Raw genomic sequence first — 23052 nt, 5'->3', positions numbered from 1 at the left:
GAAAAAAAAGGCCTGTTCGAAAACAGGCCTTTTTGCTTTTTGCCGGGAACCGGCGCTTATTCGAACTCGATGATGATCTGGTCGACCGACAGGCTTTCGCCGACGGCGGCGGAAATCTTCTTGACCTTGCAATCCTGCTCGGCCTTGAGGATGTTTTCCATCTTCATCGCTTCGATGACCGCCAGCTTCTCGCCCGCCTTCACTTCCTGACCGACGCTGACCGCGATATCGCGCAGCAGGCCGGGCATCGGCGACAGCAGGAACTTCGACAGGTCGGGCGCCGGCTTCTCCGGCATCAGTGCCAGCAGTTCCGCGGCGCGGGCGCTCATGACCATGAAGTCGGCGCGCGTACCCCAGTGGAACAGCGAGTACTTGGTCTTGTGACGCTCGACCTGCAGCGTGAATTCCTGACCGTTGCAGGTACCGACGAACAGCGACTCGCCCAGCTTCCAGTCCGACAGGATTTCGTAGGGCTGGCCGTTGTACTCGACGTGGTAGCCACCGGGGATCGGACGGGCCGTCACCGGGTGGTTTTCCTTCTGGTCACCGTTCAGGCGGACGACCATCCACTGATCGCCGACGATGCGCTCATGGCCTTGCAGCTGGCCGCTGATCGAGGCGGAGCGGTCGGTGAAGGCACGGTACACGTAGGCAGCAACCGAGACCAGCAGCGCCGGATCGTCGTGCGGCACCATCGAGGCGTCGAAGCCGGTCGGGTAGTGCTTGGGGATGAAACCGGTGTCGAAGATGCCGGAGTGGAACACCGGGTGCTGCATGAGCGCGGCCTGGAACGGAATGTTCGAGGAAATGCCGCGGATCACGAAGGCGTTCAGCGCATCGCGCATGCGGGCGATGGCGGCGTTGCGATCCTTGCCGTGCACGATCAGCTTGGCGATCATCGAATCGTAGAACATCGAGATTTCGCCGCCGTCGTAGACGCCGGTATCGACGCGGGTCGTGCCCTGGGCGTCGGTCGTCTCGGCCGGCGGCAGGAACTTGACCAGGCGGCCGGTGGAGGGCAGGAAGCCACGGAACGGGTCTTCGGCGTTGATCCGGCATTCCATCGACCAGCCGTTGATCTTGACGTCGGCCTGGGTCAGCGGCAGCTTTTCGCCGTAGGCGACGCGGATCATCTGCTCGACCAGATCGAGGCCGGTGATCAGTTCGGTAACCGGGTGTTCGACCTGCAGACGGGTGTTCATTTCCAGGAAGTAAAACTCCTTGGTCGCACCGGAGACGACGAATTCGACCGTACCGGCCGATTCGTAGTTCACCGCACGGGCCAGGGCCACGGCCTGTTCACCCATCGCCTTGCGCATTTCCGGATCGACGAACGGGCTCGGCGCCTCTTCGATGACCTTCTGGTGACGGCGCTGGATCGAGCAATCGCGCTCGTTCAGGTACACGTAGTTGCCGTGGCTGTCGCCAAGCACCTGGATTTCGATGTGACGCGGTTCAAGCACGTACTTCTCGATGAAGACGCGGTCGTCACCGAAGGAGTTGCGGGCTTCGTTGACGCAGGACGAGAAGCCTTCATGGGCTTCGGCGTCGTTGTAGGCCACGCGCAGACCCTTGCCGCCGCCGCCGGCGGAGGCCTTGATCATCACCGGATAGCCGATCTTCCTGGCGATTTCCACGGCGGCGTCCGGGCCGTCGATGGCGTCGTTGTGGCCGGGGATGGTATTGACCTTGGCTTCGATGGCCAGCTTCTTGGACTCGATCTTGTCGCCCATCTTGGCGATCGAGTAGTGCTTGGGACCGATGAACTTGATGCCTTCTTCTTCCAGACGGCGCGAGAACTCGGCGTTTTCCGACAGGAAGCCGTAGCCCGGGTGGACCGCTTCAGCGCCGGTCTGCTTGCAGGCGGCGATGATCTTGTCGGCGACCAGGTAGGACTCCTTCGACGCGGCCGGGCCGATGCAGACGGCTTCGTCAGCGAGGTCGACGAACAGGGCGTCCTTGTCGGCCTCGGAGTAGACGGCGACGGTCTTGATGCCCATCTTGCGGGCGGTCTTGATGACGCGGCAGGCGATTTCACCGCGGTTGGCAATCAGAATCTTCTTGAACATGTTTCTATTCCTTCCTGACGCTTACAGCGGGATGTTGCCGTGCTTGCGCCACGGATTTTCGAGTTTCTTGTCGCGCAGCATGGCCAGCGAGCGGGCGATCCGCTTGCGGGTGGCGTGCGGCATGATCACGTCGTCGATGAAGCCACGGGCGCCGGCGACGAACGGATTGGCGAACTTTTCCTTGTACTCGGCTTCGCGCTGGGCGAGCTTGGCCGGATCGTTCTTTTCCTCGCGGAAGATGATCTCGACCGCGCCCTTCGGGCCCATGACGGCGATTTCGGCCGACGGCCAGGCGAGGTTGACGTCGCCGCGCAGGTGCTTGGACGACATCACGTCGTAGGCGCCACCGTAGGCCTTGCGGGTGATGATGGTGACCTTGGGCACGGTGCACTCGGCGTAGGCGTAGAGCAGCTTGGCGCCGTGCTTGATGATGCCGCCGTATTCCTGGGCGGTACCCGGCATGAAGCCCGGGACATCGACGAAGGTGACGACCGGGATGTTGAAGGCGTCGCAGAAGCGGACGAAGCGGGCGGCCTTGATCGACGATTTGATGTCCAGGCAGCCGGCCAGGACCAGCGGCTGGTTGGCGACGATGCCGACCGGATGGCCGTCCATGCGACCGAAGCCGATGATGATGTTCTTGGCGTAGTCGGGCTGGATCTCGAAGAAGTCGTTGTCATCGACGACCTTGATGATCAGCTCCTTCATGTCGTACGGCTTGTTCGCGTTGTCCGGCACCAGGGTGTCGAGCGAGTAGTCGAAGCGGTCGACCGGATCGTTGGTCGGCGTGACCGGCGGCTTTTCCTTGTTGTTGGCCGGGATGAAGTTCATGAAGCGGCGCAGCATGGACAGCGCTTCAACGTCGTTCTCGAAAGCCAGGTCGGCGACACCGGACTTGCTGGTGTGGGTCACGGCACCGCCCAGTTCCTCGGCGGTCACGTCTTCGTGGGTCACGGTCTTGACCACTTCCGGACCGGTCACGAACATGTAGGACGAGTCCTTGACCATGAAGATGAAGTCGGTCATCGACGGCGAATACACCGCGCCGCCGGCGCAGGGGCCCATGATCATCGAGATCTGCGGCACGACGCCGGAGGCCATCACGTTGCGCTGGAAGACGTCGGCGTAGCCGCCGAGCGAGGCAACACCTTCCTGGATACGGGCGCCGCCCGAATCGTTGAGGCCGATCACCGGGGCGCCAACCTTCATCGCCTGGTCCATGACCTTGCAGATCTTCTCGGCGTGGGTTTCCGACAGCGAGCCGCCGAACACGGTGAAGTCCTGCGAAAAGACGAAGACCAGACGGCCGTTGATCGTGCCGTAGCCGATGACGACACCGTCACCCGGGGTCTTTTCCGCCTGATCCATGCCGAAATCGACGCAGCGGTGTTCCTTGAACATGTCCCATTCCTCGAAGGAACCGGGATCGAGCAGCAGCTCGATGCGTTCGCGGGCAGTCAGCTTACCCTTCTTGTGCTGGCTGTCGATGCGCTTCTGGCCACCGCCGAGGCGGGCCATTTCACGCTTTTTTTCCAGCTGGCGGATGATGTCATGCATAGAAAACTCCCAAAATGGAACGGGTGATCAGTGTTTCAGATAGTCGAGCAGCGCATACGCGGCGGCAGCCGGCGTCGTATGCCCCGACTCGACGGAACGGGTCAGCGCGGGCAGATTTTCCTGCACGCGCGGATGATTGCGGAAATGTTGGCGCAGGCCGGCGTCGATCAGTTGCCACATCCAGGCCAGTGACTGGTGCTGGCGCTTGGCGTCGAACTCACCGGTCGGCTTGAGCGCAGCCTGGAATTTCTCGACTTCGGCCCAGAACTCGGCGATGCCCTGCTTGTGCAGCGCCGACAGCGCGATCACCGGCGGGGCCCAGTTGGGCGAGGCCGGGCGCAGCATGTGCAGCGCATTACGCCACTGGGCGCGGACGACCGCAGTCGCCTGCTTGTCGATGTCGGCCTTGTTGATGACCACCATGTCGGCGATCTCGACGATGCCCTTCTTGATCGCCTGCAGGTCGTCGCCGGCGTTCGGCAACTGCAGCAGGCAGAACATGTCGACCATGCCGGCCACCGTCGTTTCCGACTGGCCGACGCCGACCGTCTCGATGATGATCACGTCGTAGCCCGCCGCTTCGCAGAGCAGCATGGCTTCACGCGTCTTCTCGGCGACGCCGCCGAGCGAACCGGCCGACGGACTGGGACGGATGAAGGCTTCCTCGCGCTGGCTGAGCAACTCCATGCGCGTCTTGTCGCCGAGGATGGAACCGCCAGAGACTGACGACGAAGGGTCGACGGCGAGCACGGCGAGCTTCTTGCCCTGCGCGATCAGCCAGACACCGAGGGCTTCGATGAAAGTGGACTTGCCGGCACCGGGCACGCCCGAGATGCCGACCCGGATCGCGTTGCCGGTCTTCGGCAGCAGCGCGGTCAGCACCTGCTGCGCGCGCTGCTGGTGATCTGCACGGGTCGATTCGATCAGCGTGATCGCCTTGGCCAGCGCCCGGCGCTGACCCTGGCTCACGCCATCGACCAGTTGCCGGTCGGCATCCGAGAGGAGATTCGCCTTCACCGGCGCCTCGTCCAGTTTCATCCCGGCCTTAGCCGCGCGCCTTGCGGATTTCTTCAAGCACGCGCTTGGCCGAATCCTCGATCCGGGTGCCCGGGCCGAAGATCGCCTTGGCGCCGGCCGCGTACAACGCATCGTAGTCCTGCGCCGGAATCACGCCACCGGCGAAGACGATGATGTCGTCGGCGCCCTGGTCCTTCAGGCACTGGATGATCTGCGGCACCAGCGTCTTGTGACCGGCGGCCAGCGACGAGCACCCGATGGCGTGGACGTCGTTCTCGATCGCCTGGCGGGCAGCTTCTTCCGGGGTCTGGAAGAGCGGGCCCATGTCGATGTCGAAACCGAGGTCGGCGTAGGCCGTGGCGACGACCTTGGCGCCGCGGTCATGGCCGTCCTGGCCAAGCTTGGCAATCATGATGCGCGGACGACGGCCTTCTTCTTCGGCAAACCTGGCGACGTCGGCCTTGATCTGTTCCCAGCTTTCCTGACCTTCCACGACACCTCCGTAAACGCCCGAAATGGTCTGGTTGTTGGCGCGGAAACGGCCGTAGACCTTTTCCAGCGCATCCGACACTTCGCCGACCGTGGCGCGCAGGCGGATCGCCTTGACGGTCAGGTCGAGCAGGTTGCCGTCACCGCTTTCGGCGGCCTTCGTCAGCGCGTCGAGCGCAGCATTGACGGCAGCCGTGTCACGGGTGGCGCGAATCTGCTTGAGACGGGCAATCTGCGCTTCGCGGACGGCGTGGTTGTCGATGTCGAGGATGTCGATCGCGTCTTCCTTTGCCAGCTTGTACTTGTTGACGCCGACGATGACATCCTTGCCCGAGTCGATGCGCGCCTGCTTGTCGGCGGCGCAGGTCTCGACCTGCATCTTGGCCCAGCCGGATTCGACGGCTTTGGTCATGCCGCCCATCGCCTCGATTTCCTGGATGATGCCCCAGGCCTTGTCGGCCATGTCCTGGGTCAGCTTTTCCATCATGTAGGAACCGGCCCAGGGGTCGATGACGTTGGTGATGTGCGTCTCTTCCTGGATGATCAGCTGCGTGTTGCGGGCGATGCGGGCCGAGAACTCGGTCGGCAGCGCAATCGCTTCGTCGAGCGCGTTGGTGTGCAGCGACTGGGTGCCGCCGAAGACCGCCGCCATCGCTTCGATGGTGGTGCGGACGACGTTGTTGTACGGATCCTGCTCGGTCAGCGACCAGCCGGAAGTCTGGCTGTGCGTGCGCAGCATCATCGACTTCGGGCTCTTGGCGTTGAAGCCGGACATGATGCGGTGCCACAACAGACGCGCGGCGCGCATCTTGGCGATTTCGAGATAGAAGTTCATCCCGACCGCCCAGAAGAAGGACAGGCGGCCGGCAAAGGTGTCGACGTCCATGCCGGAAGCGATGCCGGTGCGCACGTATTCCATGCCGTCGGCCAGCGTGAAGGCCAGCTCGATCGCCTGGTTGGCGCCGGCTTCCTGGATGTGGTAACCCGAAATCGAGATCGAGTTGAACTTCGGCATGTTCTGCGCCGTGTAAGCGAAGATGTCGGCGATGATCTTCATCGACGGCTTGGGCGGATAGATGTAGGTGTTCCGCACCATGAACTCTTTGAGGATGTCGTTCTGGATCGTGCCGGACAGCTGTTCCTGCTTCACGCCCTGTTCCTCGGCGGCGACGATGTAGCCGGCGAGGATGGGCAGCACGGCGCCGTTCATCGTCATCGACACGGAAATCTTGTCGAGCGGGATGCCGTCGAAGAGAATCTTCATGTCCTCGACCGAGTCGATCGCCACGCCGGCCTTGCCGACATCGCCGGTGACGCGGGCATTGTCCGAGTCGTAGCCGCGGTGCGTGGCCAGGTCGAAAGCCACCGAAACGCCCTGGCCGCCGGCGGCGAGCGCCTTGCGGTAGAAGGCGTTGGAAGCTTCGGCGGTGGAGAAGCCGGCGTACTGGCGGATGGTCCAAGGCTTGACCGCGTACATGGTCGGCTGCGGGCCGCGCAGGTAGGGGGCAACGCCCGGCAGGGTGTCGGCAAACTCGAGGCTTTCGACATCCTTCTTCGTGTACAGGGCCTTGACCGCAAGGCCTTCGGGGGTATTCCACACCAGGTTGTTGACGTCGCCACCCGGGGACTGCTTTGCCGCAGCCTTTTCCCAGACATCCAGGTTATTGGAATCAAAGAACTTTTCAGACATGAAACACCTCTCGCCGATTCGATTTTTTCGGGCCGATGATGCAGAATTCAAAATTCTACGCTTTCGCACCCGGCTTGACATAGCCAGCCCTACATAATACTGTATCCATAATTATGGAAGCAAGTCGGCAACGTACCGATCTGCCCACCGAGACCACATCACCACAATGAACCGTATTGCACCCACCGCGCTTTACCAGGAAGTCGCCGAACGACTGCGACAACGCATCTTCGCCCACGAACTGACGCCAGGCATGTGGATCGACGAGCAGAAGCTCGCCGAACAATATGGCATTTCGCGTACCCCGCTACGCGAGGCGTTGAAAGTCCTGGCCTCCGAAGGGCTGGTCGAACTCAAGCCGCGCCGCGGCTGCTACGTGACTGAGATTTCCCGCCAGGATCTCGACGACATCTTCCCCCTGATGGCCATGCTTGAAGGCCGCTGTGCCTTCGAGGCCGTGAAGCGGGCCAAGACGGCCGATCTGGCGGCACTCAAGGCGATTCACGAAAAGCTGGAGTCGGCTGCTCGCGACGGTCGCATCGACGCCTTTTTCGAAGCCAACCAGGAATTTCACAAGAAAATCCAGGAATTGTCCGGCAACCGCTGGCTGCTCTCGGTCATCCAGGACCTGCGCAAGGTGCTGAAACTGTCGCGCCTGCACTCGCTGTCGCTGGAAGGTCGCCTGCAGCAGTCGCTCGACGAGCACCGGGCCATCCTGGCCAGCATGCTCTCCGGCGACGCCGCCAAGGCCGAGCGCGAAATGCACGATCACCTGCTGTCCGGCCGCGAAGCGCTGGCGCGCATGGATGCGCAGAACCTGAAAAGCGCTTGACCTGAAAAACACCTGATACAAAAACAAAACCCCCTGACGAGGCAACTCGTCAGGGGGTTTCTACTTTCAGTACCGCTTAGTGGTTGGATGCAGAGGCTGCACCGAAACCGGTCTGGGCACGCACATACTGGTCGCCGAAGGCTTCCTTCTCGGCCTGCGCGCGAACGCTGGCGTCGCTCGTCGAACCGATCCAGGCCAGCAGGAAGGCGATCGGCATGGCGAACAGGGCCGGCTGGGTGTAGGGGAACAGCGGGGCGGCATTGCCCAGCACGTCGACCCACACCGACTTCGAGAAGAGCACGAACAGCACGGCGGAAACCAGACCGCCGTAACCGCCCCACAGCGCGCCGCGGGTGGTCAGGCCCTTCCAGTACATCGACAGGATCAGCACCGGGAAGTTGGCAGCTGCGGCAACACCGAAGGCCAGGCCGACCATGAAGGCGATGTTCTGCTTTTCAAAGGCGATGCCGAGAACGATGGCAACGAAGCCGAGGCAGATCGTGGCGATCTTGGAAACGCGGATTTCAGCCGCTTCCGAAGCCGTACCCTTCTTGATCACGCGGGCGTAGATGTCGTGCGAGATCGCCGAAGCACCAGCCAGCGCCAGACCCGAAACGACGGCCAGGATGGTGGCGAAGGCCACGGCAGCCAGGAAGCCGAGCAGCATGTCGCCGCCGACCGCCTTGGCCAGGTGCATGGCAACCATGTTGCCGCCACCGATCAGCTTCTTGCCGATTTCGCCGCCTTCGAAGAAATCCGGGTTCTGGCCGACGATGATGATCGCGGTCAGACCCATCAGGAAGATGACGTTGAAGAAGTAAGCCACGAAACCGGAAGCGTAGAGCACCGACTTGCGGGCTTCCTTGGCGTCGGTCACGGTGAAGAAACGCATCAGGATGTGCGGCAGGCCGGCAGTACCGAACATCAGGCCGAGACCCAGCGAGATGGCGGTAATCGGATCGGCGAGCAGGCTGCCCGGATGCATCAGCTTCTCACCCAGCTTGTGCACCGACATCGCCTGGTCCATCACGTTGGTAAAGGAGAAGTTGAAGTAGGACATCGCCAGGAACATGACCAGCGTACCGCCGGACAGCAGCATGACGGCCTTGATGATCTGCACCCAGGTCGTCGCGACCATGCCACCGAACGTGACGTAAACCATCATCAGGATGCCGACGGCGAAGATGGCGACGTTGTAGTCCAGACCGAAGAGCAGCTTGATCAGCTGACCGGCACCGACCATCTGGGCGATCAGGTAGAAGCAGACGACGGTCAGCGAGGAGATCGCGGCCATCGTGCGCACCTTGCCCTGATCGAGGCGATAGGCAGTGATGTCGGAGAAGGTGAACTTGCCCAGGTTGCGCAGGCGTTCAGCCATCAGGAACAGGATGATCGGCCAGCCGGCGAAGAAGCACAGCATGTAGATGTAGCCGTCGTAACCCTGCATGTAGACCATGGCGGTCAGACCGAGCAGCGTGGCGGCCGACATGTAGTCACCGGCAATCGCCAGACCGTTCTGGAAACCGGTGATACCGCCGCCGGCCGTGTAGAAGTCCGACGTCGACTTGGTGCGGCTGGCCGCCCAGTAGGTGATGCCCATGGTCAGCGTCACGAAGATGCAGAACATGATGATGGCGTGCCAGTTGGTCGCCTGCTTTTCGGTCGCACCAACCGCGTCGGCGGCGATGGCGAGGGTACACAGGCTCAGCAGCCCGAGTGCGGAAACGATCTTGCGCATTACTTGTTCTCCTTCCAGGCTTCACGAACGATCTCTTGCGAGAGCGCGTCGAACTCGGTGTTGGCCTTGCGGACATAAACGGCCGTCAGCACCCAGAAGAAGATAAACATGAAAAGTTCGGCGACCAGGCCGACGGTCCAGCGGGACCCTTCGGCAATCGGCTGGCCCAGCGATTCGGGCGCAAAGGCCACGACCATCACGAAGCCGTAGAACATGGTCAGGACGATGGCTGCCAAGGTCCAGGCGAAACGTCCCCTCTTGGCGACCAGCTCACGGAATTTGGGATTTTCCCGCATCCGCTCATACATAACGCTGCTCATTCTGTTCTCCTTATTAATTAATAATTACCGATGCAAATCGGCGGCAGCATTGTATCTTATATAAGACCTAACAACCTGACGGCATGTAAGACTTTCGAACTAAATGCCGCAAGCCGGAGAACATTGATGGGCAAGATCAATCGAACCATAGATGGGGAAATCGCCACCCTGACCCTGGACAACCCGGGGAAACTCAACGCCATCGACCTGTTGATGTGGCAGACGCTGAGCCAGTACATGCGCGAACTGGCCGCCGATCCTGGCATCCGCTGCGTGGTCATCCGCGGTGCCGGCAACGAAGCCTTCGCCGCCGGCGGCGACCTGGAAGAGTTCGTCACGGCCCGGGCAACACTGGCACAGGCGCTCCACTATCACGGCGAGGTCGCCGCCGCCCTCAATGCCATTGCTGATTGCCCGCACCCGACCGTGGCCTTGATCCAGGGCGCCTGCATCGGTGGCGGCCTGGAAATCGCCGGCGCCTGCGACCTGCGCATCGCCGGCGAAAGCGCGCGCTTCGGCGCACCGATCAACAAGCTCGGCTTCTCGATGTACCCGGGCGAAATGGAAGGCCTGCTACGTCTTGCCGGGCCGGCGGTGGTCAAGGAAATCCTGCTCGAAGGGCGCATCCTGAACGCCCGCGAAGCCTATGAAAAAGGCCTGCTGACGCGCGTTGTCGCCGACCCGCAGGTCATCGACGAAGCCTATGCCACAGCCCGCCGCATCGGCCACGGCGCCCCGCTGGTCGCTGCCTGGCACAAGCAATGGATCCACCGCCTGCTCGACGGCCGCCCGTTGACCGACGAAGAAAAAACCGCGTCCTTCGCCTTCCTCGACACCGAGGACTACCGGGAAGGGCTGGCGGCTTTCCTGGAAAAGCGCAAACCGGTGTTCAAGGCGCGCTGATCAGCTACCGAAAACGGTGTGCAGCATCTTCGCCGAGAGCAGGATCAGCACACCGGCAAACACCTTCTTCAGGGTTGCCACCGGCAGCCGATGCGCCAGGCGGGCGCCCAGCGGCGCGGTGAACGTCGACACGGCGCTGACCAGCACCAGTGCCGGCAGATAGACGTAACCGATGGACCAGTCCGGCAGGCCGCTGCTGCCCCAGCCGTTGATCAGGTAACCGAGCGCCCCGGCCAGCGCAATCGGCAAGCCGATCGCCGCCGAAGTACCGATGGCGTGCTGCATCTTGACGTTGCACCAGGTCATGAACGGCACCGACAGCGAGCCGCCGCCGATCGCCACCAGCGCCGAGACCAGGCCGATGCCGCCACCGACGCCGACCATGCCGGCCTGACCGGGCAGTTCCCGGGTCGGCTTGGGTTTGACGTTGAGGATCATCTGCAGCGACACATAGGCCATGAAGCAGCCAAAGAAAATCGCCAGCGGCACGCTATCCACGCGCGAGGCGATGAAGGTGCCGCCGAAAGTACCGAGCAGGACACCCGGCGTAATGCCGCGCACGATGTCCCAACGCACCGCACCATGGGCATGATGCGCACGCAGACTGGAAATCGAAGTCATCACAATGGCCGCCATCGACGTCCCCAGCGCAACATGAACCAGATGCTCGCGGGGAAAGCCTTGCGCGGCAAACAGGGTGGTCAATACGGGGACCATGATGCCGCCGCCACCCACGCCGAGCAGACCGGCAAAAAACCCGACAAACGCGCCCAACAGCAGATAGGCCAGCAGCCACTCGATTTCCATCACCACCCTGCAAATGAAAACAGGTGGCAGAAGCTGCCACCTGTTTGGTAAAAGTCCCCGCGAGTGCCGTCAGGCCGGCATCCTGAACCTGGGTTCAGAGTGGCTGCTTTCCTTCCGCATCAGGCACATTCGACGAAGAACGCGCACAACAGCGGAGTCTTGGTCCGCAACCGATGCCAATCAGCATTGGTTCAAGGAATATATGGCCTTAACAAACACCGCAGGGAACACTCGGCGGGCAATCCCGCAGCGACTCAGAGATCCAGTTGCTGCTGGGGTGCCAGCACGGCATCGAGCCGTGCTCCCATGTCTTCGATTCTACGCTTCGTGTCGGTCGACGCAAGCGCTTCTTCGGCAGCCTCGCCAGCCGGCGCCGCCAGGCGTTCGTGGGCGATGTTCAGCGCGGCCATCACCGCCACGCGTTCGGCAATGGTGCTCTTGGTCTTCTGGGCGATTTCGCGCATCTTGTTGTCGACCAGATCGACCGCCGCCAGCAGCGCATCGCGCTCCTCCGGCCGGCAGGCAACGCGGTATTCGCGGCCCATGATCTTGACGTCGAGGAAATTCTGCTCGGCACTCATCTCAGGCATCCTCGGGCAGCTTGTCCATCAGGCCTTCCAGCCGCTCGCGGGCAGCCGTCATCGTCGAGCGCAAGTGCAGACGCTCGGCCTCGGCCGTGGCTATCTGGTTCTTCAGGACCTCGTTCTCGGCACGCAACTGGTGCACCAGGGCGACGACCTGATCGATCTTGGCTTCGAGCGCTTCGAATTCGCTATTCATGGCGCGCACTATAGAGGGACAAATACTGCCCGGTCAAGGACTAAGCAGCTATTTTCAAAGTGTTTTATCGGCTGTCGACGCCATTGGCATTCGCATCTCCCGGCCAGGCGCGCTAGAATGCGCGCCGTGTCAGGTGCTGCGCGCGGTTTTCACCAAGCGCAGTTAAACGGGAAAGCGGTGCGTCTCCAACGAGACCAAGCCGCTGCTGCCCCCGCAACGGTAAGCAAGTGCGGGCGTATCACGAAGCCACTGGGGAAACCTGGGAAGGCGATACGTCAAGACTTGCGAGCCCGGATACCGGCCTTGCACACCTAGCGGAAGTACCACGGGGTGGTGGTGCCGGTTCCAGACCAGCCCTCTCCCCTGCGGACTTTCTTGTCAATGCATTCCGGCATGCGGGGACGCCTGCCGGGAAGGGGAAATCCATGAATTCACGCCTCAAGCCGCTGGCGGTATTGCTACCGCTCGCTTTTTGCCAACCGCTGCAGGCCACGGAACAGCTTGCCAGCCTCGACACCATGGTGGTCACCGCGACACGCCAGCCGATGCGGGTCAGCGAAGTGCTGACCGATGTCAGCGTGATCGAGCGCAACGAGATCGAAGCCGCCGGCCACACCAATCTCGAACAGATCCTGGCCGCTCAGCCGGGCATACAGATCGTCGCCAACGGCAGTTGGGGTGCCAATTCCTCGTTGCTCATCCGCGGCACCAACGCCAAACATGTGCTGCTGCTGGTCGATGGCATGCGGGTGGGCTCGGCCACGTCGGGCGAACCCACCTGGTCACGCATTCCGGTCGCCCAGATCGAGCGCATCGAAATCATCCGCGGCCCAGCCTCCGCAATGTACGGCAGCGACGCCATCGGGGGCGTGGTCCAGATCTTCACCCGGCGCAGCGAGGAAGCCCTTCATCTTTCTGCCGAAGCCGGAGCCGGCAGCTACGGCACGCGCAATGGCAGCGCCAGCTTGTCCGGGAAGCGCAACGGCTGGCAGTACGGCGTGACCCTTTCGCATGAGACGACCGACGGCTTCAACAGTCGCCCGTGGACGGCGACAGCCAATCCCGACAAGGACGGTTTCCGCAACCAGGCGACCTCAGCACGGCTCGGCTATACCTTCGCCCCCGGACACGAACTGATGCTTTCCGCCCTGCACGCCGAAGGTCGCAACAGCTACGACGGCACCGGCGTGACGGTCGACTGGGTCAATCAGACCAGAAACGGCAACGCCTCGCTGGTACTGAAAAACCGGCTGACCAGCGCCTGGAACAGCACATTGACCGTCGGGCGCAGCATCGATCACTCGAAAAATCTGCGCAATGGTCTGCGCAACAGTCAATTCAACACCGAGCAGGATATGTACGCCTGGCAGAACGATCTGAGCGGCAGCCTGGGCAATTTCCTGATCGGCTTCGAGCGTACCGAGCAAGCCATCAATACCTCGGGCAATTACCCCAAAACCCAACGCCGCAACGACGCGGTCCAGCTGGGCTGGAACCGTGGATTCGGCGCCCATCGCCTACAGGCCAGCACCCGCTACGACGACGACTCGCTGTTCGGTGACAAGACCACCGGCTCGCTGGCCTATGGCTATCGTTTCTCGAACAACTGGCGAGCCAGCGCGAGCGTTGGCACCGCCTTCAAGGCGCCGACCTTCAACGAACTGTACTACCCGCTGACCGGAACCTTCGTCGGCAACCCGGCCGTGCAGCCCGAGTCGGCGATCAATCGCGAGCTGTCGATTCACTATGAAGCCGGGAATCAGGCCATCTCGTTGACCTGGTACCTGAACCGGGTCAAGGACATGATTGCCTGGACCCGGGTCGGCGCCCTGAACCAGCCCACGAACATCGATTCCGCCAGACTTGAGGGTGCGACACTCAGCTGGCAGGGCAAGCTCAGCAGCCTGGATCTTCAGGCCAGCTACGACTGGCTTGACGCGATTGACCGTCGCAACGACCGTCAGCTTGCCAGGCGTGCCCGGCACTCGGCCGCCATCTCGGTCGGCCAGACGCTGGACCGCTGGGACTGGCGTGCCGAAATGCTGGGTAGCGGCAAGCGCTACGAGTATTCCGGAACGACCAGAGTGGAACTGGACGGCTACGCGCTGACCAATCTCTACGCTGCCTACCGTTTTGCCCCGGAATGGAGCATTTTTGCCCGCGTCAACAACCTCTTCGACCGGGACTATATACTCGCCGATACCTACGCCACCCCGGGGCGCAATGCCTTCATCGGCATCCGCTACAGTCCGAAGTAATCCATGCCCACCCGCCGCCGTGCCTTCCTGATCCTCACCGCGCTCAGCCTGCTGGCGCTGGTGAGCTTCGCGCTGGCCTTGTCGGCGGGCAGCCTGAAGGTACCGTTGCTCGACATCGTCGCCGCGCTTTTCGGGCGCGGTGACGGAGCGGCCGACATGGTCGTGCAATTGCGCCTGCCACGGGCACTCGCCGGCTTCGCCTGCGGCGGCTTGCTGGCGCTGGCCGGGGCGCTGATGCAGGTGCTGCTGCGCAATCCGCTGGCCGATCCTTACGTGCTCGGTATCTCGGGCGGGGCCGGCGTCGGCGCCATGTTCGGCATCCTGATCGGGCTGCCGCTGCTGGCCGTCGACGGACTCGCCTTTGCCGGCGCGCTCGGTGCCATGTTCCTGGTCTTCGGGCTGGCGCATGGCGACGGTAGCTGGACGCAGACCCGCCTGCTGCTCACCGGCGTCATCGTCGCCGCCGGCTGCGGCGCGCTGATTGCCCTGATGCTGTCGATTGCCGACGAAGGCAAGCTGCACGGCATGCTGTTCTGGCTGATGGGCGACCTTGGGCAGACCTTCACCTGGTGGCCGGCGGCACTGGCGCTGGTGGTCGCACTGGCCTGCGCGATGCCGTTCGCCCGCGAACTCAACCTGCTGTCGCGCGGCCTGATGCAGGCCCAGGCGCTGGGCGTGGCGGTGGGGCGGCTACGCTACACGGTTTATCTGCTGGCTTCGGTGGCCACCGCCGCCTCGGTGACCACGGCCGGCTCAATCGGTTTCGTCGGTCTGGTCGTCCCGCACCTGGTCCGACTCGCCACCGGCAACGATCAACGCCTGTTGCTGCCGGCCACCGTACTCGCCGGCGGTTCGCTGCTGGTGCTGGCCGATACCGCCGCCCGCACGGTGATCGCGCCCCTGCAACTGCCGGTCGGCGTACTCACCGCGCTGATCGGCGTGCCGGTTTTCCTGTTCCTGCTGTCGAGGCAACCGAAATGAGCGCCCCCTTGCTCGAAGCCCGCCAGCTCCGCGTCGACATCGGCGGCAAAACCGTCGTCGACTGCCTCAACCTCAGCCTGCAGCCGGGCGAACGGCTGGCCATCCTCGGCCGTAACGGCGCCGGCAAGTCGACGCTGCTGTCAACACTGGCCGGCCTGCGTCCGCCGCAGGCCGGGGCCGTGCTGCTCGACGGCGAGGACTGCGCCTTGCTGCCGCCGCGCCAGGCGGCACTGCGCCGGGCCTGGCTCGGTCAGTTCCAGAACGATCCGTTCGGCTCGACCGTCCTCGAAACCGCACTCACCGGTCGCCATCCCCATCTCGGTCGCTGGGACTGGGAATCGAAGCACGATGCCGAACTGGCGAGGAGCGCCCTGAAAGCCCTCGGTCTGGCCGGCATGGAAGCCCGCCAGGTACACACACTGTCCGGCGGCGAACGTCAGCGCCTGGCCATCGCTACCTTGCTGACGCAGGCGGCAACGCTCTACCTGCTCGACGAACCCCTGTCGCACCTCGACCTCAACCACCAGATGGCCGTCCTCGAGCTGTTCGCCGGCACCGCCCGTGACTGCGGCGCCGCTGTCGTCATGGTCCTGCACGACCCGGCACTGGCGCACCGCTTCTGCGACCGGGCACTGCTGGTCTACGGCGACGGTCGCTGCGAACAAGGGGCCGTCAACGACATCCTGACAGCGGCAACGCTGTCCGAACTCTACGGCCACGGCCTGCGGCAGATCGAAGATCGCGGCCACCGCTGTTTCATCCCGGAGTAAAACCTCATGACGATCAGCCACGAACAACGCATGCAGAAAAAGAAGGCCGTGATCGACGGCAAGATCGACGCCGCCCAGCAGGAACGCGGCGTGCTGGTGATCAACACCGGCAACGGCAAAGGCAAGTCGTCGGCCGCTTTCGGCGTCGTCGCCCGGGCGCTCGGTCACGGTCTAAAGGTCGGCGTCGTCCAGTTCGTCAAGGGCCGCTCGGATACCGGCGAGGAAGCCTTTTTCCGCCAGCAGCCGAACGTCGCCTGGCATGTCGGCGGCGAAGGCTTCACCTGGGAAACCCAGGACAAGGAGCGCGACGCCAAGGCCGCCCAGGCCGCCTGGGAGGTCGCCTGCCGGCATCTGGCGAATCCGGAAATCGGCCTGGTCGTCCTCGACGAAATGACCTATGCATTCAAGTACGGCTGGCTCGACCTCGACGCGGTCATCGCCAGGCTGCTTTCGCGCCCGGCCATGCAGCACGTCATCGTCACCGGCCGAGCCGCACCGCAGGCACTACGCGATGCGGCCGACACGGTCAGCGACATCGGCATGGAAAAACACGCCTTCCAGGCCGGGGTCAAGGCAATGCCGGGGCTGGAATACTGATGCCCAACTGTCCCGCCCTGCTCGTCGCCGCCCCCGCTTCCGGCCAGGGCAAGACTACCGTCACCGCCGCGCTGGCCCGCCTGCATGCCCGCCAGGGGCGGCGCGTCACCGTGTTCAAGTGCGGACCAGATTTCCTCGATCCGCAGATTCATGCCTTCGCCAGCGGCCGGCCGTGCCAGAACCTCGACCTCGGCATGTGCGGCGAAGCCGACGCGCGCTGGCGCCTGGCACGGGCGGCAGCCGAATCGGACCTGATCCTGATCGAAGGCGTGATGGGTCTGTTCGACGGCAAACCGTCGGCGGCCGACATCGCCGAACGTTTCGGCATTCCGGTGCTGGCGCTGATCGACGCCGGCTCCATGGCCCAGACCTTCGGCGCGGTGGCTCACGGGCTGGCCACCTACCGGCCCGGCCTGCCGTTTGCCGGGGTGCTGGCCAACCGCGTTGCCGGCGCACGCCACGCCGAGATGCTCAAGGAATGCCTGGCGCCCGGCGTGGGCTGGTTCGGCGCCCTGCCGAAAAGCGGCGACAGCCTGCCCGAACGCCACCTCGGCCTGCTCCAGGCGGCCGAGATCGACGATCTCGCAGGCCGCCTCGACCGCCTGGCCGACGCGCTGGCCGAGAGTGCCACGGTCGACCTGCCGGCACCGGTGTCTTTCGGCGATGCATCGCCGCCGACCCTTCCGCCGCTGCTTGCCGGCCGACGCATCGCCATCGCCCGCGACGCCGCCTACGGCTTCATCTACCCGGCCAACCTGGAAACCCTGCAGGCGCTTGGCGCCGAGCTGCGCTTCTTTTCGCCGGTCGCCGGCGACCCGCTGCCCGAATGCGACGCCGCCTGGCTGCCCGGCGGCTACCCGGAACTGCACGCCGCCGCACTGAGCGCCAACGCCGGCCTGTGGCAGGCATTGCACGCCCACGTCGACGCCGGCAAGCCGCTGCTCGCCGAATGCGGCGGCATGATGAGCCTGTTCGAGGAAGTGGTCGACAAGGCCGGCCAATCCCACCGCTTCGCCGGCTTGCTGCCCGGACGGGCGGTCATGCAGCAGCGGCTGGCAGCGCTCGGCACGCAATTCGCCGAACTGCCCGAAGGCCGGCTGGCCGGCCATACCTTCCATTACTCGAAGAGCGAAACACCGCTGCCGCCGCTCTGCCGCGCCGTCACTGCCGACGGCCGCGAGGGCGAGGCCATCTACCGCCGCCAACGGCTGACCGCCTCCTACGTGCATTTCTATTTCCCCGCCGATCCGGCGGTGGCAGCGGCCCTGCTGCAAGCCTGACCGTCAATTTTTTTCGAAACATACTGCAGCGACACGTTGTTTTTACTGGATGCTTCGGCTGCGTACAATCGCGGAACATCACTGTCCGAAGGAGACAAACATGAACAAGTTCATTGCAATGGCGGCAGCCGTCGTTCTCGGCTTCACGCTGAACATCAACGATGCGGAAGCCAAGCGCCTCGGGGGCGGTGGCTCGACCGGCATGCAACGCCAGGCCACGCCGCCGAGCAACAATTTCAACCAGGCCCAGCGCCAGCAACCGGCCGCAGCCCCGCAAGCCCAGCCGAAGCGTTCCTGGATGGGCCCGGTCGCCGGTCTGGCCGCCGGCCTCGGCCTGGCCGCCCTGGCCTCGCACCTCGGTTTCGGCGAAGAGCTGGCCAATTTCATGATGATCGCCCTGCTCGCCATGGTCGTCATCGGCGCCATCGCTTTCTTCATGCGCAAGAAAGCCGGCGCCCAGGCACAAGGCGGCATGCAGTACGCGGCTGCCGGCGCCAACTACGGTGGCCAGCCGGGCAATGTCGCCCGTCCGGACTTCACCCCGGCCGGCGGTTCTGCTGCCTTCACGCCGGCAGCCGAAGCGCTTGAATCGACGGGTAGCGGCAACATCCCGGCCGATTTCGACGCCGAGGGCTTCGTGCGCAACGCCAAGGTCAACTTCATCCGCCTGCAGGCCGCCAACGACGCCGGCAACCTCGACGACATCCGCGAATTCACCTCGCCGGAAATGTTCGCCGAGATCAAGATGGCCATCGCCGAGCGCAACGGTGCGGCACAGGAAACCGATGTCGTCCAACTCAACGCCCAGGTCATCGACGTCGCCGAGGAAGCCGGCCGTTACGTCGTCAGCGTGCATTTCAGCGGCCAGATCCGCGAAGAACGCAACGGCCCGGCCGAGAACTTCTCGGAAATCTGGCACATGACCAAGCCGACCGACGGCAGCCGTGGCTGGGTGATCGCCGGGATTCAGCAGGTTCAGTAAGCGGAAAATTTCACGCCAAGGCCGGCCGGGGCAACCCTGCCGGCCTTTTTGTTGCCTGTCGGCCGACCTCGAACCGATTCACCCTGCCATCGCAGCCCACGCCTGCCGAATCCCATCCGCCAGCACCCGCGGTTCCTCCGCCCCCTGAATACCGGACTGGCGGGCGAAGACGAAGGTCGGTACGGAGCTGACGCCCCAGCTTCGGGATTCGCGTTCCATTTGCCGGACGGTAGCGGCGTCCTCACCGGATCCGAGGTAGGCGAGCACGCTGGCCCGGTCGTGACCGCAGGCAGCGGCGACCCGGGCGAGGACTTCTGGGTCGCCGACGTTTTCGCCCTGTTCGAACTGGGCCTTGAACAATTCTTCGACCAGCCCGGCGGCGTCGCCGTGTTGTTGCGCCCAGTGGATCAGGCGGTGAGCCGCTAGCGTGTTGGCACGCACCTCGATTTTCTCGAAGCGGTAGTCGATGCCCAGCGGGACGCCGATTTCGCGGATGCGCTGCCAGATGCCTTCGACTTGCGCCCGGCTGCCGAATTTCTGCACGAGGAAGGGCAGGTAGGGTTCGCCTGCCGGCGGCGTGTCGGGGTTGAGGAAGAAGGGGCGCCAGCGGATTTCGTGCCGGAAGTCGGGCACCTCGGCGCGGACGAGATCGATGGCGCGTGCCAACCGGCGCTGGCCGATGAAGCACCAGGGACAGACGACGTCGGAAACGACTTCGATGAGCAGGGGTTTTTCGTTGTTCATGCGTTTCTCCATTCGGCAACAAAAGCTCGGACCAGCCTGTCCGTGAATTGGTGCCGTTCTTCGGCACTCCTTGGCAGCTTGCCGTGCTTCAGTCGCTGTCGAGCAGCCGCTCGCATTCGATCATCAGCTGCTGGGCCAGTTCCGAATGGTAGTTGGGATCGAGTGCCTGCATCATTTCGTGGGCGGTGAACAGGCCGGCCTCGCGGGAGAGCGTGCTGCGCATGGCGCGCGCCATGTCGTCGCTCAGGCGGGAGAGATGGAGGCGGTCTTCCTGCGCTAGGCTGCGCCTGCTGCGGGCGAGCCAGTCGGCGGCGAGGGTGGCGCCCTGGGCCGGGGTGAATTCCTGGCCGTGTTCGTAGTAGCTGTCGAGGCGCTGGGCGACCAGCGCGAACAGCAGGGCGATACGGGTGCCCCGGTCGGTGGCTGCCGGGCTAGGGCGTTGCGGGCGCTGCATCGCTTACTTGTCTTTGTCGAGCAGCGATTTCAGCGCGGCAAACGGCGAATGGGTGGCCATCGAGGCGTTGTTGCGGCTGTCGGTATAGCCGCGGTCAGCCTCGATCTGCTTCTGGTGTTCGTTGTCGTGGCAGTACAGGCACAACAACTCCCAGTTGCTGCCGTCGACCGGGTTGTTGTCGTGGTTGTGGTCGCGGTGATGTACGGTCAGCTCGCGCAGGTTGACGTGCGTGAATTCGCGGGCACAACGGCCGCAAATCCACGGATACATCTTCAGCGCCCGTTCGCGGTAGCCCTTTTCGCGTTCGTCGGCGGCCTTGCGGGCGGCGGCGACGACCTGGTCGAGGCGTTGATGATCGAGCTTTTTCATGCGTTTTCCGTTTCAGAAGGCGGCGGCTTCGGCTTCCAGGTAAGCCAGGCTGACGTACTTGCCGATGTTGCTGTCGAAGCCCTTGGTCGTGCGTGCCCGGCTGGCGACGCGCGGGTCGCGCAGGACCAGTTCCTTGGCTTCCTCCATCGGCTGGCCGGCCTGGACCGCCTTGACGCAGCTTTCGTAGATGCCCTCGAACAGGCTGCGGTTCCAGGCCAGGACATTGGCCCCGGGTTCGCCGTGGCCGGGCAGCCAGATTTTCGACGGCGCGTTCTTTTCGAGCGCCGCGTAGGTTTTCAGCGTGCCGACGTAGGAGCCGTCGTCCATGTTGGCGATGCGGCCGTTCATGGCGACATCGCCGACACAGGTCAGACCGTCGCCGACGACCTCGACGCAGATGTCGTAAGGCGTATGTGCCTGGCCGTAGTGATGCAGACGCAGCACGACATCGCCGAATTTCAGTTCCTGACCGTGGTCGACAGCAACGTTAGGGGCAACGATCCTGGTGCCGACGGTGGCCTGGTTGGTCCATTGTTCCATCAAGGTCCGCCACATGTTGCCCTGCATGCCCTGGATTTCCTTGATCGTGCCGGCGTGGGCGTGGATCGGCATGTCGCCGTAGGCTTCGACGAAGGCCTGGTTACCGAGGAAATGATCGCCGTGATAGTGGGTGTTGATGATCGCCACGACCGGCTTGTTCAGCTTCTGCTTCAACTGGCGGATGGCCATTTCGCCGATCTGCACCGAAGCGCCGGTATCGATGGCGACCAGGCCCCTGGGCGTGTCGATGAAGGTCAGGTTGCACATCATCCCCTGGTTTTCCGGGGTCGGGAAACCGTCGGGGGAGAAGATCATCCACACATGTTTCGACAACTGGCGCAGCGGGTGATCCTTGACCGCCGGACCACGGACGAAATTGTCGAGGTCGTTGGCGAAGGCACTGACCGCATGCCAGGGCGCGAATTCGGCAGCACCGACGACTCCGGCGGCAGCCAGCGAACGAAGGAAGTGGCGGCGGTTCATCAGTGTCTCCTTGTTTATTAAAATAGGTGCCTATCTTCGCGCCGAACCGGCCGTTCGTCTACACTCCCCGCCATGCACCGCTATCCGCTTTCCTTCCTGATTCTCACGGCGCTCGGCATCCTCTGCGCCATTCCCGGCCTGGTCAGCCTGTTTGGCTTCGGCGCACTGATCCACCCGGTACTCGACGATCCGATGGCCGGGCTGGCCTTCATTGTCTCGGCGGTGGCGCTGATCGGTTCCGGCGCCTTCCCGCTGGTGATTGCCAGGCTGAAGGCCGGCGAGGACGCTTAGGCCTCGCGCATCATCCGCCAGTACTGGACCTTCATCGCCACGACCGAGCCGGCCAGGATGGCCGCCAGGGTGATGAAGGAACCAAGTGCCAGCGTCGAGATGCCGGTAATCCCCTGGCCGACCGTACAGCCGAAGGCCAGCACGCCGCCGAAACCCATCAGTGCCGCGCCGATCAGGTGGGTCGCCGTGTCTTCGACATTGGCAAAACCTTCCCAGCGGAACGAGCGGGTCGCCAGCGACCAGGCCGCCGAACCGGCGATGACACCGAACACGGCGGCAATGGCGACGGTGACGACACGGCTGCTGTCCGACCAGAGCATGAACAACTCCAGCGTGTAGGCAACCGGCGCGACGAAGGTCAGCGATTCCATGCGCCCGCTGTTCGTTCTCAGGAAAGCTTCTTCCAGCGTATCCGGATGTTCGGCGATGTAACCGAGGTGACCGCTCACATACCAGGCGAACACGACCAGCAGGCCGGTGCCGATGCCGCCGAGCAGATTGTCCAGGGTCCAGAAGTCGCGGCGCAGCAGGCAGAAGGCGGTCAGGCCCCCGCCGATGGCGATGACGGCCAGGGTCGATGCCGTTGCCTCGTCGACGCCGAATCCGGCGAGCAGCGAGGGAATGTCCTGCCCTTCCGGCATGGCAATGGCGACCGGGTCGAGATAGGCGACGCGGAAGACGCCGAAGACGCCGCGCATGGTCATGTAGGCGAACAGGCCGAGAACGAGGAAGACGACCAGCGACTTGAGGTTGCCGGCGCCGATGCGGATCAGCGTCTTCGAGCCGCAGCCGGAAGCCAGCACCATGCCGACACCGAAGCTGAAACCGCCGAGGATGTAGGACAGCCAGGTCAGGCTGGTGGTCCGGTAGATCGACTTGTCGAGGTCGATCAGTCCGGCACCGTGCAGCGCACCGGCGCCGAGCACGGCCACGCCCATGGCCAGCAGCCACATGCGCATGCGGCTCCAGTCGCCCATGTTGAGGATGTCGGACACCGCACCCATGGTGCAGAAATGGGTCTTCTGACCGATGGCGCCGAAGACGAAGGCCAGCGCGAAGGTCAGCCAGAGCACGAGGTTGGGGGAGACGTCAGCTTCCATG

General features: G+C 63.7%; 23 protein-coding genes, 1 other RNA gene and 1 riboswitch. Of the genes, 9 read left to right on the top strand and 15 right to left on the bottom strand.

The window, feature by feature from the left end; genetic code table 11:
* Positions 1 to 56: 56 nt before the first annotated feature.
* From Q0799_RS03980 to scpA, 4 genes are read right to left on the bottom strand one after another with little or no spacing between them, the layout of a single operon-like run.
* Positions 57 to 2069, bottom strand: a complete 2013-nt coding sequence (locus Q0799_RS03980) for an acetyl/propionyl/methylcrotonyl-CoA carboxylase subunit alpha (protein ID WP_298394508.1) — start codon at positions 2067 to 2069, stop codon at positions 57 to 59.
* Positions 2070 to 2090: 21 nt separating this feature from the next.
* On the bottom strand, positions 2091 to 3626 hold the full coding sequence (locus Q0799_RS03975; protein ID WP_298394506.1) for an acyl-CoA carboxylase subunit beta: 1536 nt from the start codon (positions 3624 to 3626) through the stop codon (positions 2091 to 2093).
* A gap of 27 nt (positions 3627 to 3653) precedes the next feature.
* Positions 3654 to 4664 (bottom strand): methylmalonyl Co-A mutase-associated GTPase MeaB, encoded by a 1011-nt coding sequence (gene meaB / locus Q0799_RS03970; protein ID WP_298394504.1) that lies wholly within the window; start codon positions 4662 to 4664, stop codon positions 3654 to 3656.
* A gap of 7 nt (positions 4665 to 4671) precedes the next feature.
* A complete protein-coding gene (scpA, locus tag Q0799_RS03965) occupies positions 4672 to 6822 on the bottom strand; it encodes a methylmalonyl-CoA mutase (protein WP_298394502.1) in 2151 nt (716 codons plus the stop codon).
* A gap of 166 nt (positions 6823 to 6988) precedes the next feature.
* Here scpA and Q0799_RS03960 point away from each other — a divergent pair, with 166 nt between their 5' ends.
* Complete coding sequence (locus tag Q0799_RS03960) at positions 6989 to 7654, top strand: GntR family transcriptional regulator (RefSeq protein ID WP_298394500.1); 666 nt, start codon at positions 6989 to 6991, stop codon at positions 7652 to 7654.
* Positions 7655 to 7730: 76 nt separating this feature from the next.
* Here Q0799_RS03960 and Q0799_RS03955 read toward each other — a convergent pair whose 3' ends face one another.
* Both Q0799_RS03955 and Q0799_RS03950 read right to left on the bottom strand, forming a co-directional pair.
* Positions 7731 to 9392 carry a cation acetate symporter gene (locus Q0799_RS03955; protein WP_028993734.1) on the bottom strand — a complete coding sequence of 554 codons (1662 nt, stop codon included), beginning with the start codon at positions 9390 to 9392 and terminating at the stop codon, positions 7731 to 7733.
* Entirely contained in the window at positions 9392 to 9712 is a 321-nt protein-coding gene (locus Q0799_RS03950; protein WP_245580480.1) for a DUF485 domain-containing protein, read from the bottom strand. Before Q0799_RS03950 ends, Q0799_RS03955 begins: the two co-directional genes overlap by 1 nt.
* Before the next feature lie 126 nt (positions 9713 to 9838).
* Here Q0799_RS03950 and Q0799_RS03945 point away from each other — a divergent pair, with 126 nt between their 5' ends.
* Entirely contained in the window at positions 9839 to 10615 is a 777-nt protein-coding gene (locus Q0799_RS03945; RefSeq protein WP_298394495.1) for an enoyl-CoA hydratase-related protein, read from the top strand.
* Here the strand turns inward: Q0799_RS03945 and Q0799_RS03940 are convergent, their stop codons facing one another.
* From Q0799_RS03940 to Q0799_RS03925, 4 genes are all read right to left on the bottom strand, one after another.
* Positions 10616 to 11422 (bottom strand): sulfite exporter TauE/SafE family protein, encoded by an 807-nt coding sequence (locus Q0799_RS03940; protein WP_298394492.1) that lies wholly within the window; start codon positions 11420 to 11422, stop codon positions 10616 to 10618.
* Between the two features lie 50 nt (positions 11423 to 11472).
* Positions 11473 to 11652: non-coding RNA, 6S RNA (gene ssrS / locus Q0799_RS03935), on the bottom strand.
* A 24-nt stretch (positions 11653 to 11676) separates the two neighbouring features.
* Positions 11677 to 12003, bottom strand: coding sequence for a cell division protein ZapA (locus Q0799_RS03930; RefSeq protein WP_028993738.1), 327 nt, complete (start codon positions 12001 to 12003; stop codon positions 11677 to 11679).
* Between the two features lies 1 nt (position 12004).
* On the bottom strand, positions 12005 to 12202 hold the full coding sequence (locus Q0799_RS03925; RefSeq protein ID WP_028993739.1) for a hypothetical protein: 198 nt from the start codon (positions 12200 to 12202) through the stop codon (positions 12005 to 12007).
* Between the two features lie 114 nt (positions 12203 to 12316).
* Positions 12317 to 12523: riboswitch (cobalamin riboswitch) on the top strand.
* A 104-nt stretch (positions 12524 to 12627) separates the two neighbouring features.
* Between Q0799_RS03925 and Q0799_RS03920 the strand changes: the two genes are divergently transcribed.
* From Q0799_RS03920 to Q0799_RS03895, 6 genes are all read left to right on the top strand, one after another.
* Complete coding sequence (locus Q0799_RS03920) at positions 12628 to 14460, top strand: TonB-dependent receptor (RefSeq protein WP_298394488.1); 1833 nt, start codon at positions 12628 to 12630, stop codon at positions 14458 to 14460.
* Positions 14461 to 14463: 3 nt separating this feature from the next.
* Complete coding sequence (locus tag Q0799_RS03915; RefSeq protein WP_298394486.1) at positions 14464 to 15441, top strand: iron ABC transporter permease; 978 nt, start codon at positions 14464 to 14466, stop codon at positions 15439 to 15441.
* Positions 15438 to 16211, top strand: a complete 774-nt coding sequence (locus Q0799_RS03910; protein WP_298394483.1) for an ABC transporter ATP-binding protein — start codon at positions 15438 to 15440, stop codon at positions 16209 to 16211. The genes Q0799_RS03915 and Q0799_RS03910 overlap by 4 nt, the downstream gene beginning before the upstream one ends.
* Positions 16212 to 16217: 6 nt before the next feature.
* The gene (gene cobO, locus Q0799_RS03905; RefSeq protein ID WP_298394480.1) at positions 16218 to 16808 is read left to right on the top strand and encodes a cob(I)yrinic acid a,c-diamide adenosyltransferase; all 591 of its coding nucleotides are present in this window, start codon (positions 16218 to 16220) and stop codon (positions 16806 to 16808) included.
* Positions 16808 to 18088, top strand: coding sequence for a cobyrinate a,c-diamide synthase (locus tag Q0799_RS03900; RefSeq protein WP_298394477.1), 1281 nt, complete (start codon positions 16808 to 16810; stop codon positions 18086 to 18088). The genes cobO and Q0799_RS03900 overlap by 1 nt, the downstream gene beginning before the upstream one ends.
* A 100-nt stretch (positions 18089 to 18188) precedes the next feature.
* Positions 18189 to 19070 (top strand): Tim44 domain-containing protein, encoded by an 882-nt coding sequence (locus tag Q0799_RS03895; RefSeq protein WP_298394474.1) that lies wholly within the window; start codon positions 18189 to 18191, stop codon positions 19068 to 19070.
* 78 nt (positions 19071 to 19148) lie between these two features.
* Here Q0799_RS03895 and Q0799_RS03890 read toward each other — a convergent pair whose 3' ends face one another.
* The 4 genes from Q0799_RS03890 to Q0799_RS03875 form a co-directional block, all read right to left on the bottom strand.
* Positions 19149 to 19814 carry a DsbA family oxidoreductase gene (locus Q0799_RS03890; RefSeq protein WP_298394471.1) on the bottom strand — a complete coding sequence of 222 codons (666 nt, stop codon included), beginning with the start codon at positions 19812 to 19814 and terminating at the stop codon, positions 19149 to 19151.
* 88 nt (positions 19815 to 19902) lie between these two features.
* Positions 19903 to 20268 (bottom strand): hypothetical protein, encoded by a 366-nt coding sequence (locus Q0799_RS03885; RefSeq protein ID WP_298394468.1) that lies wholly within the window; start codon positions 20266 to 20268, stop codon positions 19903 to 19905.
* A 3-nt stretch (positions 20269 to 20271) separates the two neighbouring features.
* The gene (locus Q0799_RS03880; RefSeq protein ID WP_298394465.1) at positions 20272 to 20637 is read right to left on the bottom strand and encodes a YajD family HNH nuclease; all 366 of its coding nucleotides are present in this window, start codon (positions 20635 to 20637) and stop codon (positions 20272 to 20274) included.
* Positions 20638 to 20649: 12 nt separating this feature from the next.
* The gene (locus Q0799_RS03875; RefSeq protein ID WP_298394462.1) at positions 20650 to 21660 is read right to left on the bottom strand and encodes an MBL fold metallo-hydrolase; all 1011 of its coding nucleotides are present in this window, start codon (positions 21658 to 21660) and stop codon (positions 20650 to 20652) included.
* Positions 21661 to 21732: 72 nt separating this feature from the next.
* On the opposite strand from Q0799_RS03875, the gene Q0799_RS03870 reads away from it, so the two are divergent.
* Positions 21733 to 21951 carry a hypothetical protein gene (locus Q0799_RS03870; RefSeq protein WP_028993754.1) on the top strand — a complete coding sequence of 73 codons (219 nt, stop codon included), beginning with the start codon at positions 21733 to 21735 and terminating at the stop codon, positions 21949 to 21951.
* Here Q0799_RS03870 and Q0799_RS03865 read toward each other — a convergent pair.
* On the bottom strand, positions 21948 to 23051 hold the full coding sequence (locus Q0799_RS03865) for a YeeE/YedE family protein (RefSeq protein WP_298394458.1): 1104 nt from the start codon (positions 23049 to 23051) through the stop codon (positions 21948 to 21950). The two genes, Q0799_RS03870 and Q0799_RS03865, sit on opposite strands and share 4 nt — an antisense overlap.
* Position 23052: the final 1 nt, after the last annotated feature.

It is taken from the genome of uncultured Azonexus sp. (genome assembly GCF_937982035.1).
In the GTDB taxonomy this organism is placed as follows: domain Bacteria; phylum Pseudomonadota; class Gammaproteobacteria; order Burkholderiales; family Rhodocyclaceae; genus Azonexus.
Note: the sequence above shows the minus strand (reverse complement) of the source record. Positions and strands in the feature narration are given on the sequence as shown.

Excerpts from the sequence above, each read along its gene's own strand:
- Q0799_RS03980 (WP_298394508.1), bottom strand. The coding sequence starts at position 2,069 with ATGTTCAAGAAGATTCTGATTGCCAACCGCGGTGAAATCGCCTGCCGC.
- Q0799_RS03975 (WP_298394506.1), bottom strand. The coding sequence starts at position 3,626 with ATGCATGACATCATCCGCCAGCTGGAAAAAAAGCGTGAAATGGCCCGC.
- meaB (WP_298394504.1), bottom strand. The coding sequence starts at position 4,664 with ATGAAACTGGACGAGGCGCCGGTGAAGGCGAATCTCCTCTCGGATGCC.
- scpA (WP_298394502.1), bottom strand. The coding sequence starts at position 6,822 with ATGTCTGAAAAGTTCTTTGATTCCAATAACCTGGATGTCTGGGAAAAG.
- Q0799_RS03960 (WP_298394500.1), top strand. The coding sequence starts at position 6,989 with ATGAACCGTATTGCACCCACCGCGCTTTACCAGGAAGTCGCCGAACGA.
- Q0799_RS03955 (WP_028993734.1), bottom strand. The coding sequence starts at position 9,392 with ATGCGCAAGATCGTTTCCGCACTCGGGCTGCTGAGCCTGTGTACCCTC.
- Q0799_RS03950 (WP_245580480.1), bottom strand. The coding sequence starts at position 9,712 with ATGAGCAGCGTTATGTATGAGCGGATGCGGGAAAATCCCAAATTCCGT.
- Q0799_RS03945 (WP_298394495.1), top strand. The coding sequence starts at position 9,839 with ATGGGCAAGATCAATCGAACCATAGATGGGGAAATCGCCACCCTGACC.
- Q0799_RS03940 (WP_298394492.1), bottom strand. The coding sequence starts at position 11,422 with ATGGAAATCGAGTGGCTGCTGGCCTATCTGCTGTTGGGCGCGTTTGTC.
- Q0799_RS03930 (WP_028993738.1), bottom strand. The coding sequence starts at position 12,003 with ATGAGTGCCGAGCAGAATTTCCTCGACGTCAAGATCATGGGCCGCGAA.
- Q0799_RS03925 (WP_028993739.1), bottom strand. The coding sequence starts at position 12,202 with ATGAATAGCGAATTCGAAGCGCTCGAAGCCAAGATCGATCAGGTCGTC.
- Q0799_RS03920 (WP_298394488.1), top strand. The coding sequence starts at position 12,628 with ATGAATTCACGCCTCAAGCCGCTGGCGGTATTGCTACCGCTCGCTTTT.
- Q0799_RS03915 (WP_298394486.1), top strand. The coding sequence starts at position 14,464 with ATGCCCACCCGCCGCCGTGCCTTCCTGATCCTCACCGCGCTCAGCCTG.
- Q0799_RS03910 (WP_298394483.1), top strand. The coding sequence starts at position 15,438 with ATGAGCGCCCCCTTGCTCGAAGCCCGCCAGCTCCGCGTCGACATCGGC.
- cobO (WP_298394480.1), top strand. The coding sequence starts at position 16,218 with ATGACGATCAGCCACGAACAACGCATGCAGAAAAAGAAGGCCGTGATC.
- Q0799_RS03900 (WP_298394477.1), top strand. The coding sequence starts at position 16,808 with ATGCCCAACTGTCCCGCCCTGCTCGTCGCCGCCCCCGCTTCCGGCCAG.
- Q0799_RS03895 (WP_298394474.1), top strand. The coding sequence starts at position 18,189 with ATGAACAAGTTCATTGCAATGGCGGCAGCCGTCGTTCTCGGCTTCACG.
- Q0799_RS03890 (WP_298394471.1), bottom strand. The coding sequence starts at position 19,814 with ATGAACAACGAAAAACCCCTGCTCATCGAAGTCGTTTCCGACGTCGTC.
- Q0799_RS03885 (WP_298394468.1), bottom strand. The coding sequence starts at position 20,268 with ATGCAGCGCCCGCAACGCCCTAGCCCGGCAGCCACCGACCGGGGCACC.
- Q0799_RS03880 (WP_298394465.1), bottom strand. The coding sequence starts at position 20,637 with ATGAAAAAGCTCGATCATCAACGCCTCGACCAGGTCGTCGCCGCCGCC.
- Q0799_RS03875 (WP_298394462.1), bottom strand. The coding sequence starts at position 21,660 with ATGAACCGCCGCCACTTCCTTCGTTCGCTGGCTGCCGCCGGAGTCGTC.
- Q0799_RS03870 (WP_028993754.1), top strand. The coding sequence starts at position 21,733 with ATGCACCGCTATCCGCTTTCCTTCCTGATTCTCACGGCGCTCGGCATC.
- Q0799_RS03865 (WP_298394458.1), bottom strand. The coding sequence starts at position 23,051 with ATGGAAGCTGACGTCTCCCCCAACCTCGTGCTCTGGCTGACCTTCGCG.